Below are 16,480 nucleotides of genomic sequence, written 5' to 3' on the forward strand. Positions count from 1 at the left end.
CCATGTCGAAGTTCTTTATCGATCGCCCGATCTTCGCCTGGGTGATCGCCTTGGTGATCATGCTGGTCGGCGCCTTGTCGATCCTGAAGCTGCCGATCAACCAGTACCCGAGCATCGCGCCGCCGGCCATCGCCATCGCCGTGACCTACCCGGGCGCCTCGGCGCAGACCGTGCAGGACACCGTGGTACAGGTGATCGAACAGCAGCTCAACGGTATCGACAACCTGCGTTATGTCTCCTCGGAGTCCAACTCCGACGGCAGCATGACCATTACCGCGACCTTCGAGCAGGGCACCAACGCTGACACTGCGCAGGTTCAGGTGCAGAACAAGCTGAACCTGGCCACCCCGCTTCTGCCACAGGAAGTGCAGCAGCAAGGTATCCGTGTCACCAAGGCAGTGAAGAACTTCCTGCTGGTGATCGGCCTGGTGTCCGAAGACGGCAGCATGACCAAGGACGACCTGGCCAACTACATCGTCTCCAACATGCAGGACCCGATCTCGCGTACGGCCGGTGTCGGTGACTTCCAGGTATTCGGTGCCCAGTACGCCATGCGTATCTGGCTGGATCCGGCCAAGCTGAACAAGTTCCAGCTGACCCCGGTGGACGTCAAGACTGCGGTCGCCGCGCAGAACGTGCAGGTGTCCTCCGGCCAGCTCGGCGGCCTGCCTGCCCTGCCCGGCACCCAGCTCAACGCCACCATCATCGGCAAGACCCGCCTGCAGACCGCCGAGCAGTTCGAGAAGATCCTGCTCAAGGTCAACAAGGATGGCTCGCAGGTGCGCCTGGGTGATGTCGCCCAGGTCGGCCTGGGTGGCGAGAACTACGCCGTCAGCGCCCAGTTCAACGGCAAGCCAGCCTCGGGCCTTGCGGTAAAACTGGCCACCGGCGCCAACGCCCTGGACACCGCCAAGGCCCTGCGCAAGACCGTCTCCGACCTGGAGCCGTTCTTCCCGCCTGGGGTGAAAGCAGTATTCCCGTATGACACCACGCCAGTGGTCACCGAATCGATCAGCGGGGTAATCCACACCCTGATCGAGGCCGTGGTCCTGGTGTTCCTGGTGATGTACCTGTTCCTGCAGAACTTCCGCGCCACCATCATCACCACCATGACCGTACCGGTGGTATTGCTGGGTACCTTCGGCATCCTTGCCGCGGCCGGCTTCAGCATCAACACCCTGACCATGTTCGCCATGGTCCTGGCCATCGGCTTGCTGGTGGACGATGCCATCGTCGTGGTGGAGAACGTCGAGCGGGTCATGTCCGAGGAAGGCTTGCCGCCGAAGGAGGCGACCAAGCGTTCCATGGAACAGATCCAGGGCGCCCTGGTGGGTATCGCTCTGGTGCTGTCGGCGGTACTGCTGCCAATGGCCTTCTTCGGGGGCTCCACCGGTGTGATCTACCGGCAGTTCTCCATCACCATCGTCTCGGCCATGGGCCTGTCGGTGCTGGTGGCCTTGATCTTCACCCCGGCGCTGTGCGCCACCATGCTCAAGCCGCTGAAGAAGGGCGAGCACCATGTGGCCAAGGGTGGGTTCTTCGGCTGGTTCAACCGCAACTTCGACCGCAGCGTAAACGGCTACGAGCGCAGTGTCGGCGGTATCCTGCGCAACAAGGTGCCGTTCCTGCTGGCCTACGCGCTGATCGTGGTCGGCATGATCTGGCTGTTCGCGCGCATCCCTACCGCGTTCCTGCCCGAGGAAGACCAGGGCGTACTGTTCGCCCAGGTACAAACTCCGGCCGGTTCCAGTGCCGAGCGCACGCAGGTGGTGGTCGACCAGATGCGCGAGTACCTGCTCAAGGAAGAAGCCGATACCGTTGCCTCGGTGTTCACCGTCAACGGCTTCAACTTCGCCGGCCGTGGCCAGAGCTCGGGTATGGCGTTCATCATGCTCAAGCCCTGGGATGAGCGTTCCAAGGACAACAGCGTGTTCGCCCTGGCCCAGCGTGCCCAGCAGCACTTCTTCACCTTCCGCGACGCGATGGTGTTCGCCTTCGCCCCGCCTGCGGTACTCGAACTGGGTAACGCCACCGGCTTCGACGTGTTCCTTCAGGACCGTGGCGGTGTCGGCCATGCCAAGCTCATGGAAGCGCGCAACCAGTTCCTGGCCAAGGCTGCCCAGAGCAAGGTACTCAGTGCCGTGCGCCCGAACGGCCTGAACGATGAGCCGCAGTACCAGCTGACCATCGATGACGAGCGTGCCAGCGCCCTGGGCGTGACCATCGCCGACATCAACAACACCCTGTCGATCGCCCTCGGTGCCAGCTACGTCAACGACTTCATCGATCGCGGTCGGGTCAAGAAGGTGTACATCCAGGGCGAAGCGAACGCGCGGATGAGCCCGGAAGACCTGCAGAAGTGGTACGTGCGCAACGGTGCGGGCGAGATGGTGCCGTTCTCCTCCTTCGCCAAGGGCGAGTGGAGCTACGGATCGCCCAAGCTGTCCCGCTACAACGGCGTCGAGGCGATGGAGATTCTCGGTGCACCGGCTCCTGGCTACAGTACCGGTGAAGCCATGGCCGAAGTCGAGCGTATCGCGGGCGAACTGCCTGACGGCATCGGCTTCTCCTGGACCGGCATGTCCTACGAGGAAAAACTCTCCGGCTCGCAGATGCCGGCACTGTTCGCCCTCTCGGTCCTGTTCGTGTTCCTCTGCCTGGCAGCCCTGTACGAAAGCTGGTCGATTCCGATCGCCGTCGTGCTGGTGGTGCCACTGGGTATCATCGGTGCACTGATCGCCACCAGCCTGCGCGGGTTGTCCAACGACGTGTACTTCCTGGTCGGCCTGTTGACCACCATCGGCCTGGCGGCGAAGAACGCCATCCTGATCGTGGAATTCGCCAAGGAACTGCATGAGCAAGGTCGCAGCCTGTACGACGCGGCGATCGAAGCATGCCGCATGCGTCTGCGCCCGATCATCATGACCTCGCTGGCATTCATCCTCGGCGTGGTACCGTTGACCATCGCCAGCGGCGCCGGCGCCGGCAGCCAGCACGCCATTGGTACGGGTGTGATCGGCGGCATGATCAGTGCGACCATCCTGGCAATCTTCTGGGTACCGCTATTCTTCGTCGCAGTGTCGTCGCTGTTCGGCAGCAAAGAGCCGGAAGAAAAAGACGCCACCCCTGAAACTCCACGTTATGAGGCTGGGCAATGACCAAGTCTTTGTTGTCCCTGGCAGTCACCGCTTTCATTCTTGGCGGCTGCTCGCTGATACCCGATTACCAGACCCCGGAGTCCCCGGTGGCTGCGCAGTGGCCGCAAGGCCCTGCGTACTCGCCGACCCAGTCGGCCGACGTGGCCGCCGCCGAACAGGGCTGGCGCCAGTTCTTCCACGACCCGGCACTGCAGCAGTTGATCCAGACCTCGCTGGTCAACAACCGCGACCTGCGCGTGGCAGCGTTGAACATCGACGCCTACCGCGCCCAGTACCGCATTCAGCGCGCCGACCTGTTCCCGGCGGTTTCCGCCAACGGCAGCGGCAGCCGCCAGCGGGTTCCGGCGAACATGTCGCAGACCGGCGAATCGGGCATCACCAGCCAGTACTCGGCCACCCTGGGCGTCAGCGCCTATGAACTGGACCTGTTCGGCCGTGTGCGCAGCCTTACCGAGCAGGCCCTGGAAACCTACCTGTCCAGCGAGCAGGCGCGTCGCTCCACGCAGATCGCCCTTGTGGCCAGCGTGGCCAACGCCTACTACACCTGGCAGGCCGACCAGGCGCTGTTCAAGCTGACCGAAGACACGCTCAAAACGTACGAGGAAAGCTACAACCTGACCCGCCGCAGCAATGAGGTGGGTGTGGCTTCGGCGCTCGATGTCAGCCAGGCGCGTACCGCCGTGGAAGGCGCACGCGTCAAGTACTCGCAATACCAGCGCCTGGTCGCCCAGGACGCCAACAGCCTGGCGGTGCTGATCGGCACCGGCATTCCTGCCAACCTGGCCAAGCCGCTGGAGCTCAATGCCGACCAGCTGGCCGAAGTACCGGCCGGCCTGCCGTCGGACATTCTTCAGCGTCGCCCGGACATCCAGGAAGCCGAGCACCTGCTCAAGGCCGCCAACGCCAATATCGGTGCAGCTCGCGCAGCGTTCTTCCCGAGCATCAGCCTAACTGCCAACGCTGGCAGCCTCAGCCCCGACATGGGCCACCTGTTCGCGGGCGGGCAAGGTACCTGGTTGTTCCAGCCGCAGATCAACCTGCCGATCTTCAACGCCGGCAGCCTGAAGGCCAGCCTGGATTACTCGAAGATCCAGAAGGACATCAACGTCGCCAAATACGAAAAGACCATCCAGACGGCCTTCCAGGAAGTCTCCGATGGCCTGGCGGCGCGCAAGACCTTCGAAGAGCAGTTGCAGGCGCAGCGCGACCTGGTGCAGGCGAACCAGGACTACTACCGCCTGGCAGAGCGTCGCTACCGCATCGGTATCGACAGCAACCTGACCTTCCTGGACGCCCAACGCAACCTGTTCAGTGCCCAGCAGTCGCTGATCACCGACCGTCTCTCGCAGCTGACCAGCGAGGTCAACCTGTACAAGGCGCTCGGCGGTGGCTGGTACGAACAGACCGGGCAGGCCAATCAGCAGGCTTCGGTGGATACACCGAAGAGCTGATCGGACTTGCAGGCAACATCAAGCCCACCCTTGCGGTGGGCTTTTTGTTTGCCCACAGCTACCCACAGTACTTGAAGGCTGTGAAGTACCTGTGGGAGCCGGCTTGCCGGCGATGAGGCCAGTGAAGTCACCACAGGGAAACCGCTCCCCTCCACAATTAACCAACTGGAACATTCCGTTCGATTATCGCCCTGTTCCGTTTGCGGCGAATTGCCTCACCCCCGCCCCACCCCGCACCATCCTTCACGCAACGTTGCACCTGGTTCATCAAACAGCCCCGCCCCTGCAGGCCGCACCCTGCAGCGCACCGGCTCGCCAATAAAAACAAGAGATCCACCACCGATGAGCACTTTGCAACCCTCACGCCAGCTGCTGCCCGGCTTGTTGGCCATGTCCTGCGCCCTTCCCGTGTTCGCCGCCGAAGGCGGTTTCATGGAGGACGCCAAGGCCAGCCTCAACCTGCGCAACTTCTACATCAATCGCAATTTCGTCGACCCGGCCCACCCCCAGGCCAAGGGTGAAGAATGGACCCAGAGTTTCATCCTCGATGCACGCTCCGGCTTCACCCAGGGTACCGTCGGCTTCGGTGTCGACGTGCTGGGCCTGTACTCGATCAAGCTCGATGGTGGCAAAGGCACCACCAATACCCACCTGCTCCCGGTTCATGACGATGGCCGCCCTGCCGACGACTTCGGCCGCCTCGGTGTGGCCTTGAAGGCCAAGCTCTCCGAGACCGAACTGAAGGTTGGCGAATGGATGCCGGTGCTGCCGATCCTGCGCTCCGACGACGGCCGTTCGCTGCCCCAGACCTTTCGCGGCGGCCAGCTCACCTCCAGGGAAATAGATGGCTTGACCCTGTACGCCGGCCAGTTCCGCGGCAACAGCCCGCGCAACGACGCCAGCATGGAAGACATGTCGCTCAACGGACGCGCGGCCTTCACCTCCGACCGTTTCAACTTCGGCGGCGGTGAGTACACCTTCAACGACAAGCGCACCCTGATCGGCCTGTGGGATGCCCAGCTCAAGGATATCTACCGCCAGCAGTACCTCAACCTGATGCATAGCCAGCCACTGGGCGAATGGACCCTGGGCGCCAACCTGGGTTACTTCATCGGCAAGGAGGACGGCGCCGAACGCGCCGGGCAGCTGGACAACCGCACGGCTTCGGCAATGCTGTCGGCACGCTACAAGGGCAACACCTTCTATGTCGGCTTGCAGAAGGTCAGCGGCGACGACGCCTGGTTGCGGGTCAACGGCACCAGCGGTGGCACCCTGGCCAACGACAGCTACAACTCAAGCTTCGACAACGCCAAGGAGCGTTCCTGGCAGGTGCGCCATGATTTCAACTTCGTGAGTGTCGGCATTCCTGGGCTGACACTGATGAACCGCTACATCAAGGGCGGCAACGTGACCGCCGGTGGTGTTGATGATGGCAAGGAATGGGCACGCGAGACCGAGCTGGCCTACGTAGTGCAGTCGGGGTCGCTGAAGGATCTGTCGATAAAATGGCGCAACTCGACCATGCGACGGGATTTCAGCACCAATTCGTTCGATGAGAACCGGTTGATTGTGAGCTATCCGTTGAATCTGCTTTGAAGTTGCGGGCCTCTCGCGGATGCATCCGCTTTCCTGTAGGAGCGAATTCACCCGCGATAAGGCCTCAACCTTCAAATAACCAAAACGAATAAATTCACAATGAAACCTTCGTTGACGACATATGAGGTAACCGTTTAAATCGGCCTCTATTACCCGCCGCAGAGCCTCGACATGGACCTTCGCCAACTGCGCTATTTCATCGCTCTAACCGAATACCGCAGTTTCGTCCGCGCCGCCGAAGCCATGGGCATCACCCAACCCGCATTCAGCCGCGCCATTCAGGGCCTCGAACACGGTTTCGGCTGCCCGCTGGTTGACCGGGCCAGCAAGGCCCTGCCCCCTACACCCGAAGGCCTGGTAGTGCTGCAACACGCCCGCCGGCTGGTGCAGGGCGCCGCGCAACTGAGCAATGATGTGCTGCAGATGACCAAGCTCGACGCTGGCGAGCTGCATTTTGGCAGCGGCCCGGCACTGGCCGTACGTTTAGTGCCGCAAGCCCTGCAGCAGTTCATTGCGCACCACCCTGGCATCCGTACCTCGCTACGGGTCGACAACGGCGAGCGTCTTGGGCAGGCCCTTCGCCGCGAACAGATCGAGTTTTTCGTCGACGACATCCGCCCCTTCGAAGCCGATCCCAACTTCAATACCGAGCCCCTCAGCCCACGCCCTGGCCTGTTCTTCTGCCGCCCCGGCCACCCATTGCTCGCCAAGGACAGCCTGTCGACCAACGACCTATTCAGCTACCCCCTGGCCAGCGCTCTGCTCACCCCGGGCGTGCGCAAGCGCCTGGCCAACCTGAGCGGGCGCAGCGACTTCACCCCACACCTGCAGACCGAACACCTGGCGGTGCTGCGCAGTGTGGTGCAGGCCAGCGATGCCATCGGCACCGCCAGCGAGGAAGCGGTGGCCGATGACCTGGCCGCAGGAAACCTGATACGCCTGCACTGGCGCAACCTGCCGCCGGGGCTGGAGGTGCTGAGTGTGCGCTGCGGAGTGATCAGCCGTAGCGGCTATCGCCTGTCGCCTGCGGCGCGGGCGATGATCGAGACCTTGGTGGGGCTGGATATGCCCGCGCGAACTGCTGCCATTCGCTGAGCTGATGATGGTTCGGCCGCCGACTATTCTCAGCAATAGTGGGTCATTGGCCAACCAAGCAGGAACAACAATGAAAAACCTCGTCGAACACCTGAGCCAGTACGCCGCCTATCATCGCGACCCGCGCAACATAGCCACCCACTTCGTCGGCATTCCACTGATCGTGGTGGCGGTAACCATCCTGCTGTCGCGCCCCGGCTGGGATGTAGCGGGTGTTTGGCTATCGCCCGCGCTGCTGGCCGCAGCGGCTTCGGTGTGGTTCTACCTGCGCCTGGACCTGCGCTTCGGGCTGGTCATGGGCCTGGCGCTGGGCTTGTGCCTGTGGGTGGGCCAGGCATTGGCGGTGCAAAGCACGGCGCTGTGGCTCAGTACCGGGGTGGGCGCATTCGTGGTGGGCTGGATCATCCAGTTCGTCGGGCACTATTACGAGGGTCGCAAGCCGGCGTTCGTCGACGATGTGAGCGGGCTGATCATCGGGCCGTTGTTCGTGGTGGCGGAAGCGGGCTTCATGCTGGGGCTGTGCCCGGAATTGAAACGGGCTGTGGAGGCCAATGCCGGGCCGGTGGGCGTGCGGCAGAAAAAGGCAGCCCTGTAGGGCATTCACTGGCCCAATCGCCGGCAAGCCGCCGGCTCCCACAGCGATCGCCACAACTCTTAGAAACTGTGGGGCACCTGTGGGAGCCGGCTTGCCGGCGATAAGGCCAGTGCAAGCATCACGACTGGCGCGACTCCACACCCAACTCATCCCACACCGTCTCCGCCAGGTGGAAAGTGGCATTGGCCGCTGGAATCCCGCAGTAGATCGCGCTCTGCATCAGCACTTCCTTGATCTCGTCACGGGTCACGCCGTTGTTGGCCGCCGCACGAAGGTGCAGCTTGAGTTCTTCGTTGCGATTCATGCCGATCAGCATGGCGATCGTGATCAGGCTGCGGGTGTGCCGCGGCAGCCCCGGGCGGGTCCAGATATCACCCCAGGCATGGCGGGTGATCATCTCCTGGAACTCGCCATTGAAGTCATTGAGTTTTTCCAGGCTGCGGTCCACATGGGCATCGCCCAGCACCGCGCGGCGTACCTGCATGCCGGCGTCGTAACGCTGTTTCTCGTCCATCACGGATTCCTCAACGGGCCAGCAGGAAGTCGAGCACGCGACGGCTGAACGCCTCGCCGATCTCGACGTTGGACAAGTGCGCCGCCGGGAACTCGGCGTAACTGGCACCGACGATGTTGGCCTGCATGAAGCGCCCATGCTCCGGTGTGGTCACCACGTCCTCGGTGCCGGCAACAATCAACGTAGGCACCTGGATACGGCCCAGTTGCTCACGGTAATCGGCATCGCGCACCGCAGCGCAATTGCCGGCATAGCCCTGCGGGGAGGTCTGCGCCAGCATCTGGCAGATGCGCTGCGCCTGCTCGGGTTGGGCCTGGGCAAACCCAGGAGTGAACCAGCGGGCGATGGAGGCATCGCGCAGGTCGGCCATGGCTTGCTGGCCGCCCTTGAGCACCGTGTCGATACGCGTGTTCCATACCTCATCGTTGGCGATCTTCGCAGCGGTGTTGCACAGGGTCAGGCTGTGCAGGCGCTGGCCAGCATTGATCCCCAGCCACTGGCCGATCAGGCCGCCCATGGACAGGCCGACGAAGTGCGCATTGGAGATATCCAGCGCGTCCAGCAGGGCAAGCACATCGCGCCCAAGCTGTTCGATGCTGTAAGGGCCCTCGGTCACCAGCGACGCGCCGTGGCCTCGGGTGTCGTAGCGCAGCACGCGCAAGTGCTCGCTCCACAGCGGGATCTGGCTGTCCCACATGCCCAGGTCGGTGCCGAGCGAGTTGGACAGCACCAGCACCGGGGCATCTTCCGGGCCATCGAATCGATAGTTCAGTACGCCATCGGCCAGTTGCAAATGCGCCACAGCGGTCTCCTTCAGGCAGTGAAACGTTGATGTTCGGCCACCGCCCGCGCCACCCAGACGCGGGCCTGACCAAGGTAATGGGCAGGGTCGAGCAGGCGGTCGAGTTCTTCAGCCGACAGTTCGGCGCTGACTTGCGGCTCGTCTCCCAGCACGGCGCGCAGGTGGCGCTGCTCGGCGACGGCGCGCTGGCAGCATTGCTCCAGCAGATGGTGGGCGCGGTCACGGCCCAGGCGCTGAGCGAGGACGATGCTCACCGCCTCGGCCAGGACCAGGCCTTGGGTCAGGTCGAGGTTGCGGCGCATCCGTTCGGCGTCTACCTCCATGCCTTCGGCGATTACTTGGGCCTGGCGCAGGGCACCGGATACCAGGCAGCAGATATCGGGCAACGTCTCCCACTCGGCATGCCACAGACCCAGGCTGCGTTCGTGCTCCTGGGGCATGGCAGCAAACAGCGTCGAGAGCAGGCCAGGCACGCGGGTGGCGGCGCCGATCAGCACCGCCGCCCCAACCGGGTTACGTTTGTGCGGCATGGTCGACGACCCGCCCTTGCCCGGTGCCGAAGGCTCGAATACCTCGCCCGCTTCGGTCTGCATCAGCAGGCTGATATCGCGGCCGAACTTGCCCAGGCTGCCGGCGATCAAGCCCAGCACCGAGGCGAACTCCACCAGTCGATCACGTTGGGTATGCCACGGCTGTTCCGGCAAGTTCAGCTTGAGGTGTTCGGCCAAAGCCTCGGCGACCGGCATCGCTTTGCTGCCCAGGGCCGCGAGGCTGCCGGAAGCGCCACCGAACTGCAGCACCAGCAAGCGCGGGCGCAGCTCCTGCAGCCGTTGGCGGTGGCGCGTCAGGGCACCGAGCACACCCGCCAGCTTCATGCCCAGGGTCACTGGCGTGGCATGCTGCAGCCAAGTACGGCCGACCAGGGGCGTGTCGGCATGTTGCAAGGCTTGGTGCACCAGGGTGTCTGACAACTTGGCGAGGTCAGCTTCGATCAGTTCGAGCGCCGCACGCAACTGCAGGACCAGCCCCGTATCCATCGCATCCTGGCTGGTAGCGCCAAGGTGCACGTAGCGCTCGGCCTCCGGCACGCCACTGGCAATCACTTTGCCCAACGCCTTGACCAGTGGAATGGCCGAGTTGCCCGCCGTGGCGATGGCATCGGCCAGCGCCCGGATGTCATAGCGTTCGGCCTGGCAGGCCGCTTCGATGGCCGCTACCGCACTGTGCGGCACCAGCCCGGCAGCAGCTTCGGCGCGGGCCAAGGCCGCCTCGAAGTCGAGCATGCCCTGCAGGCGGCCACGGTCGGAAAACACCTCGCGCATGGCCGGGGCGGTGAAGTAGGCGTCGAACAATTGGTTGCTCATGCAGCGTCCTTAGTCGTCATGGTGCAGGTACGCCGCTTGTTTCGGCAGCCGCAGGCTGAACAGGAAAGCAATCGCCATCATGGCAGTCACGTACCAGTAAAAGGTGTTCTCCATGCCCATGGTTTTCAAGCCCAGGGCCACGTACTCGGCCGAGCCGCCGAACAACGCGTTGGCCACTGCATAGGCAAGACCCACCCCCAGTGCGCGCACCTGCGGCGGGAACATCTCGGCCTTCACCAGGCCACTGATCGAGGTGTAGAAACTGACGATACACAGAGCCAGGGTCACCAGCACGAAGGCCATGAACGGGCTGCTCACGGTTTTGAGCGCCATCAGCAAAGGCACGGTGAAGATCGTACCCAGGGCGCCGAACAACAGCATCGAATTACGCCGGCCGATGCGATCGGAGAGCATGCCGAAGAACGGCTGCAGCACCATGAACAGGAACAGTGCGCCGGTCATCACGAAGCTGGCGTTCTTCGCGGTCATCCCGGCCGTGTTGACCAGATACTTCTGCATGTAGGTGGTGAAGGTGTAGAAGATCAGCGAGCCGCCTGCGGTGTAGCCAAGCACGGTGATGAAGGCTGCGGCATGATTGCGGAACAGGCCCTTGATCGAGCCAGCGTCCTTGTCCTTGCGGGTTTCGGCGCTGCTGGTCTCGTGCAACGAGCGGCGCAGCATCAGCGAGATCAGTGCGGCGATGGCACCGACCACGAATGGAATCCGCCAGCCCCAGGCACGCAGTTCGTCCTCGCTGAGCAGTTGCTGCAGGATCACCACCACCAGTACAGCCAGCAACTGGCCGCCAATCAGGGTGACGTACTGGAATGACGCGAAGAAGCCGCGCTGGCCACGCAAGGCCACCTCACTCATGTAGGTCGCGGTAGTGCCGTATTCGCCACCCACCGACAGGCCCTGGATCAATCGGGCCAGCAACAGCAGCGCCGGCGCCCAGGTGCCAATGCTGGCGTAGGTCGGCAGGCAGGCGATCATCAGCGAGCCGAAGCACATCATCAGCACCGAGATCATCAGCGAATTCTTGCGCCCATGGCGGTCAGCCAGGCGGCCGAAGATCCAGCCGCCGATGGGGCGCATCAGAAAGCCTGCGGCGAACACCCCGGCGGTATTGAGCAACTGCACAGTGGGGTCGTCGGAGGGGAAGAAGGCCGGCGCGAAGTAGATGGCGCAGAAGGCATAGACGTAGAAGTCGAACCATTCCACCAAGTTGCCTGATGAGGCACCGACGATGGCGAAGATGCGCTTACTGCGTTCTTCGCCGGTGTAATAGGCTGAGGTCATGACGGTTTTACTCCTGGAGGGTTCTAGGTAAGTCTAGACATACCTAGTAACACACTCGTTCCGCTAGCGGGCTGGCAATTGGCCTGGTGTCGTAGCTACCGGCCCTATCGCCGGCAAGCCGGCACCCACGGGTACAGCGCTGTGCTGTGGCCAGCGTATACCTGTGGGAACCGGCTTGCCGGCGATAGGGCCGGTAAATATCAAACCCGCTCGATGGCCAGCGCCAACCCTTGGCCAACACCCACACACATGGTCGCCAGGCCTTTACGGCCACCACTCTTCTCAAGCTGGTGCAGCGCTGTCAGCACCAGGCGCGCACCGCTCATGCCCAGCGGATGCCCCAGGGCAATCGCGCCGCCATTGGGGTTCACCTGCGGCGCATCATCGGCCACACCCAGCTCGCGCAGCACTGCCAGGCCCTGGCTGGCGAACGCTTCGTTGAGCTCGATCACATCGAAATCGCTCACCGCCACACCCAGACGCTCGGTCAGCTTGCGCACCGCAGGCACCGGGCCAATGCCCATTACCCGTGGCGCCACACCTGCGCTGGCCATGCCCAGGACCCGGGCACGCGGGGTCAGGCCATGCTTCTTGACGGCCGCTGCCGAAGCCAGGATCAGCGCCGCAGCACCGTCGTTGACGCCCGAGGCATTGCCGGCCGTGACGGTCTTGTCTGGCCCATTGACCGGCTTGAGCCTGGTCAGCGCTTCCAGGGTGGTTTCCGGCCGCAGGTGCTCGTCGCGCTCGACCACGGTTTCGCCCTTCTTGTGGGCAATGCGTACCGGCACGATCTCTTCGGCGAAGAAGCCAGCAGCCTGGGCCGCAGCGGCCTTCTGCTGGCTGCGCAGGGCAAAGGCATCCTGATCGGCACGAGAAATCTGGTAATCATCGGCCACGTTGTCGGCGGTTTCCGGCATTGCGTCCACGCCATACTGGCTTTTCATCAGCGGGTTGATGAAGCGCCAGCCGATGGTGGTGTCCTCCAGCTTCATGTTGCGCGAGTAGCCACTCTCGGCCTTGCCCATGACGAACGGGGCACGCGACATGGACTCCACGCCACCGGCAATGGCCAGTTCCATTTCGCCGCTGGCGATGGCACGGAAAGCGGTGCCAACGGCATCCATGCCCGAAGCGCACAGGCGGTTGAGAGTCACCCCCGGGACGCTGTCCGGCAAGCCCGCCAGCAGCAGCGCCATGCGCGCCACGTTGCGGTTGTCTTCACCCGCCTGGTTGGCACAGCCGAAGAACACTTCATCGAGCTGGTCCCATTGCACCGACGGGTTGCGCTCGATCAGCGCTTTCAGCGGCACCGCCGCCAGGTCATCGGCACGTACACCGGCCAAAGCGCCGCCGAAGCGGCCGATCGGGGTACGAATGGCGTCACAGATGAATACGTCGCGCATCAAGCTTCTCCTGCTGCCTGGCGATGGGCCAAGACGGTACGGGTTTCGAGCTCGCGCAGGGCGCCGAGCTCGATTTCGGTTGTTTCACTGATGGTCTGCACGCTGCGGGTAAAGGATGCCGCGTTGCGTTCAGAGTAAGGAGCCAAGCGGGTGCCTTACAATCCGATAATCGAGTATAAGTGCGGTTATCGAACAATTTGTTACCCTGCTATCCATCCTTGAAGGCGGTTGGAGCCCCCGCTCAGGTGAGCTCCAACTTCGATCAGGTGGCGTCTGCGTGACTTACCAACCCCTTCACGATCACCCCTACCGTTGCCAGCGCGGCCGGCACCAGCAAGGCGGTCAGCACCTGCTCGAAGTTCCAACCCAGGCCCAGCAATGTCGCACCGCTCCATGCACCCAGAATCGCGCCAAACCGGCCGATCCCCAACATCCAGGACACGCCGGTGGCACGCCCTTGCGTGGGATAGAAGCGCGCAGCCAGCGACGGCATCGCCGATTGGGCGCCGTTCACACACATCCCGGCAATGAGCACCAAGGTAGCCAGCACGGTAATGTTGCCCAGGCTCTGCCCTACCGCGTAGGCGAACACGCCCGCCAGCAGGTAGAACACACCAATGACCTTGTGCGGGTTGAAGCGGTCCATCGCCCAGCCCACCGCCACTGCACTGAGCACGCCACCGAACTGGAACAGCGCGCCGATGAACGCAGCTTGCTCCATACTCGCGCCACTGTCGCGCATCAGGGTCGGCAGCCAGCTGGTCAGCAGGTACACGATCACCAGGCCCATGAAGTAAGTCAGCCACAGCAGCAGCGTACCCAGGCCGTAAGTACCGGAAAAGATCACCGCGAACACGTTGCGCGCCGCCACCGCCTTCTGCTCGGGCACGCTGAAGCTGGCCGCCTGGGCCACCACGGCAGGGGCGATCGGGGCGAGGGTCTTGCGCACCTTGTCGGTTCCGCGGTTGCGCACCACCAAAAAGCGCGCCGACTCCGGCAACCAGACCAACAGCACCACGGCCAGCACCAGCGGCAGCACACCGCCGACGACCAGTAAGCTGTGCCAGCCGTAAGCGGGGATCATCTTGGCTGAAATGAAGCCACCGCCGGCCATGCCCAGGTTGAAACCGCAGAACATGCTGGTGACCAGCAGCGATTTGAGCCGCTCGGGGGTGTACTCGGAGAGCAACGTGGTGGCATTGGGCATACCGGCGCCCAGGCCCAGGCCGGTCAAAAAGCGCAGCACCAGCAGCTGGTCGACGTTGCTGGCATAGGCTGAAGCCAGGCTGAAACCACCGAACACCAACACTGCCGCCACCAGCACGCCCTTGCGGCCGAATCGGTCAGCCAGCGGCCCCGAGCCCAGGGCACCGAACACCATACCGATCAGCGCGGCGCTCATCACCGGGCCGAGGCTGGCACGGTCGATGCCCCACTCCTGTGACAATGCAGGCGCGATGAAGCCCATTGCGGCGGTGTCCAGGCCGTCGAGAAAGACGATAAGGAAACAGAGAATCACCACGCGCCATTGATAGCGCGACAGCGGTTGTTCATTAATGAAAGACTGAACGTCGAGGCAATTCCCGACAGCGTGGGGTTTGTTCATTGTTGTTATCCAGAAGTTGGGCACGGGCGGACCACTGCAGCGATGCAGGATCAAGTACGGGCAAGTGCGAGCTTTTGTCAGCCTGGAAACAACAGCACTGCGAGCGGGTGCGGCCGCAGCAGCGAATGGACAGTGATCATGAAGGTGCGCCTCTTATGTTTTTCTTGTTCGGTCGGCAAAGCCGACCGCTGCGAGAGACATTAATCAGCGAACGGAAGGGGTGCAATTCACCAGGAACGACACTGTGCGTTTATCGCACAAGAAACGGCGGGTGTGTTCGAAATCGGTCGGGGCCGCTTTGCGTCCGATCGCCGGCTTGCCGGCGATTGGACCGCATGCAGCCTGTCAACCAAACAACTGATGGCAAAGATCACGGCTGGCCGCCAGCAGGATCGGCAGGAACCTCTGCTCCAGCTCACTGCGGCTCACCCGCCCGACATGGGTACTGACATTCAGCGCCGCCAGAACCTGGCCTGAAGCATCATAGATCGGCACCGCGATCGACCTCAGCCCCTGCTCCAGCTCCTGATCGACCACGCACCACCCCTGCGCCCGCACCTGCTGGATGCAGGCGAACAACGACTCAGGGTCATGCACGGTACGGCTGGTACGCGCCTTGAGGTCGGCACGATCGAGGTATTCGCGCAGGCTGGTGTCGTCCATCGCCGCCAGCAGAATGCGGCCCATCGAGGTGCAATAGGCCGGCAATCGCCCACCCACCGAGAGGTCGACCGAGATCAACCGTTCGACCGTGGCCGATCGAGCTATATAAAGGATGTCATCACCCTCGAGGGTGGCCATGTTGGCCGCCTCGTGCAACTGGTCGCTGATGCGATCGAGGTATGGCTGGGCCGACACCGCCAGCGGCGTCGACGAAAGGTAGGCATGCCCCAGGGTCAACACTTTGGGCAGCAACGAATAGGTACGGCCATCGGTGGTGGCGTAGCCGAGCTTGATCAGCGTGTGCAGGCAGCGGCGCACGGCGGCCCGGGGGATCTCGGTACGGTGGCTGATCTGGGCGATCGTCAGGTGGCGCTTGCGCTCCTGAAACGCCTGGATCACCGCAAGCCCACGGGCCAGGGAGGTCATGAAATCCGGGTCGCCGGTAAACGCCTGGATACGCTTGGCCGGTGAGGCCACGATCGGCGGTGCGAGGGCCGGCGAATTCGGGCGAGCCGCGTCGGGATTGTCGGATTCGTTGGCCTGGGTTTGGTCGCTCATCGCTCACCTCAAAAAAATCGCTAGCTCGTGCGATTATCGAACGAACGGCCGATAATCGCAATTGACCGCCGACAAATTTACTTATACCTTTCCCCTGCCACCTTGTGGCTTCTTTGGAGAGACTGGTCAGGTACCCACCGTAGAAGTCCCAGGCAGCGGCCTCGCCTAGTGCGAGGCCGTTTTTCATTTCCCCCTGCCTTTTACAAAAACAGCGCTGAACTTCAATGCCGCTGCCCGCTCAAAGTTTGCACAGATCGACAACTTGCAACAGTCGATGTCAACCGTCGGTAAATAACCCTGTTTGACATGTTTCCGATTGCTATAATCGATTCTGCTGGCGCGGATCGATACACCGGCACTGCGAGCACTCCTGCCA

General features: G+C 63.0%; 13 protein-coding genes. 5 read left to right on the plus strand and 8 right to left on the minus strand.

Features of this window, described 5'->3' with window-relative positions; all coding sequences use genetic code 11:
• Positions 1 to 2: 2 nt before the first annotated feature.
• From ttgB to KU43P_RS21920, 5 genes are all read left to right on the plus strand, one after another.
• Complete coding sequence (ttgB, locus tag KU43P_RS21900; protein WP_317659568.1) at positions 3 to 3,158, plus strand: multidrug efflux RND transporter permease subunit TtgB; 3,156 nt, start codon at positions 3 to 5, stop codon at positions 3,156 to 3,158.
• Entirely contained in the window at positions 3,155 to 4,609 is a 1,455-nt protein-coding gene (locus KU43P_RS21905) for an AdeC/AdeK/OprM family multidrug efflux complex outer membrane factor (protein ID WP_317659569.1), read from the plus strand. The genes ttgB and KU43P_RS21905 overlap by 4 nt, the downstream gene beginning before the upstream one ends.
• A gap of 342 nt (positions 4,610 to 4,951) precedes the next feature.
• Positions 4,952 to 6,205, plus strand: a complete 1,254-nt coding sequence (locus KU43P_RS21910) for an OprD family porin (protein ID WP_317659570.1) — start codon at positions 4,952 to 4,954, stop codon at positions 6,203 to 6,205.
• 171 nt (positions 6,206 to 6,376) lie between these two features.
• Complete coding sequence (locus KU43P_RS21915; RefSeq protein ID WP_317659571.1) at positions 6,377 to 7,300, plus strand: LysR family transcriptional regulator; 924 nt, start codon at positions 6,377 to 6,379, stop codon at positions 7,298 to 7,300.
• A 70-nt stretch (positions 7,301 to 7,370) separates the two neighbouring features.
• Positions 7,371 to 7,895 carry a DUF962 domain-containing protein gene (locus tag KU43P_RS21920; RefSeq protein WP_317659573.1) on the plus strand — a complete coding sequence of 175 codons (525 nt, stop codon included), beginning with the start codon at positions 7,371 to 7,373 and terminating at the stop codon, positions 7,893 to 7,895.
• 118 nt (positions 7,896 to 8,013) lie between these two features.
• Here the strand turns inward: KU43P_RS21920 and pcaC are convergent, their stop codons facing one another.
• The 8 genes from pcaC to pcaR all read right to left on the minus strand — a co-directional run bounded on the left by pcaC (position 8,014) and on the right by pcaR (position 16,104).
• Entirely contained in the window at positions 8,014 to 8,409 is a 396-nt protein-coding gene (pcaC, locus tag KU43P_RS21925) for a 4-carboxymuconolactone decarboxylase (RefSeq protein WP_317659574.1), read from the minus strand.
• 10 nt (positions 8,410 to 8,419) lie between these two features.
• Positions 8,420 to 9,211 (minus strand): 3-oxoadipate enol-lactonase, encoded by a 792-nt coding sequence (gene pcaD / locus KU43P_RS21930; RefSeq protein ID WP_317659575.1) that lies wholly within the window; start codon positions 9,209 to 9,211, stop codon positions 8,420 to 8,422.
• Between the two features lie 11 nt (positions 9,212 to 9,222).
• Positions 9,223 to 10,575: a 3-carboxy-cis,cis-muconate cycloisomerase gene (locus KU43P_RS21935; protein ID WP_317659576.1), complete on the minus strand. Its 1,353-nt coding sequence runs from the start codon at positions 10,573 to 10,575 to the stop codon at positions 9,223 to 9,225.
• Between the two features lie 9 nt (positions 10,576 to 10,584).
• Complete coding sequence (locus tag KU43P_RS21940; protein ID WP_317659578.1) at positions 10,585 to 11,874, minus strand: MFS family transporter; 1,290 nt, start codon at positions 11,872 to 11,874, stop codon at positions 10,585 to 10,587.
• Between the two features lie 200 nt (positions 11,875 to 12,074).
• Positions 12,075 to 13,280, minus strand: coding sequence for a 3-oxoadipyl-CoA thiolase (pcaF, locus tag KU43P_RS21945; protein WP_317659580.1), 1,206 nt, complete (start codon positions 13,278 to 13,280; stop codon positions 12,075 to 12,077).
• Positions 13,277 to 13,423 carry a hypothetical protein gene (locus KU43P_RS21950; RefSeq protein WP_317659581.1) on the minus strand — a complete coding sequence of 49 codons (147 nt, stop codon included), beginning with the start codon at positions 13,421 to 13,423 and terminating at the stop codon, positions 13,277 to 13,279. Before KU43P_RS21950 ends, pcaF begins: the two co-directional genes overlap by 4 nt.
• Before the next feature lie 116 nt (positions 13,424 to 13,539).
• The gene (locus KU43P_RS21955) at positions 13,540 to 14,883 is read right to left on the minus strand and encodes an MFS transporter (protein WP_317659582.1); all 1,344 of its coding nucleotides are present in this window, start codon (positions 14,881 to 14,883) and stop codon (positions 13,540 to 13,542) included.
• Between the two features lie 345 nt (positions 14,884 to 15,228).
• Positions 15,229 to 16,104 carry a pca regulon transcriptional regulator PcaR gene (gene pcaR / locus KU43P_RS21960; protein WP_317659583.1) on the minus strand — a complete coding sequence of 292 codons (876 nt, stop codon included), beginning with the start codon at positions 16,102 to 16,104 and terminating at the stop codon, positions 15,229 to 15,231.
• Positions 16,105 to 16,480: the final 376 nt, after the last annotated feature.

The organism is Pseudomonas sp. KU43P, from assembly GCF_033095865.1.
Classification (GTDB): domain Bacteria; phylum Pseudomonadota; class Gammaproteobacteria; order Pseudomonadales; family Pseudomonadaceae; genus Aquipseudomonas.

Excerpts from the sequence above, each read along its gene's own strand:
- ttgB (WP_317659568.1), top strand. The coding sequence starts at position 3 with ATGTCGAAGTTCTTTATCGATCGCCCGATCTTCGCCTGGGTGATCGCC.
- KU43P_RS21905 (WP_317659569.1), top strand. The coding sequence starts at position 3,155 with ATGACCAAGTCTTTGTTGTCCCTGGCAGTCACCGCTTTCATTCTTGGC.
- KU43P_RS21910 (WP_317659570.1), top strand. The coding sequence starts at position 4,952 with ATGAGCACTTTGCAACCCTCACGCCAGCTGCTGCCCGGCTTGTTGGCC.
- KU43P_RS21915 (WP_317659571.1), top strand. The coding sequence starts at position 6,377 with ATGGACCTTCGCCAACTGCGCTATTTCATCGCTCTAACCGAATACCGC.
- KU43P_RS21920 (WP_317659573.1), top strand. The coding sequence starts at position 7,371 with ATGAAAAACCTCGTCGAACACCTGAGCCAGTACGCCGCCTATCATCGC.
- pcaC (WP_317659574.1), bottom strand. The coding sequence starts at position 8,409 with ATGGACGAGAAACAGCGTTACGACGCCGGCATGCAGGTACGCCGCGCG.
- KU43P_RS21935 (WP_317659576.1), bottom strand. The coding sequence starts at position 10,575 with ATGAGCAACCAATTGTTCGACGCCTACTTCACCGCCCCGGCCATGCGC.
- KU43P_RS21940 (WP_317659578.1), bottom strand. The coding sequence starts at position 11,874 with ATGACCTCAGCCTATTACACCGGCGAAGAACGCAGTAAGCGCATCTTC.
- KU43P_RS21955 (WP_317659582.1), bottom strand. The coding sequence starts at position 14,883 with ATGAACAAACCCCACGCTGTCGGGAATTGCCTCGACGTTCAGTCTTTC.
- pcaR (WP_317659583.1), bottom strand. The coding sequence starts at position 16,104 with ATGAGCGACCAAACCCAGGCCAACGAATCCGACAATCCCGACGCGGCT.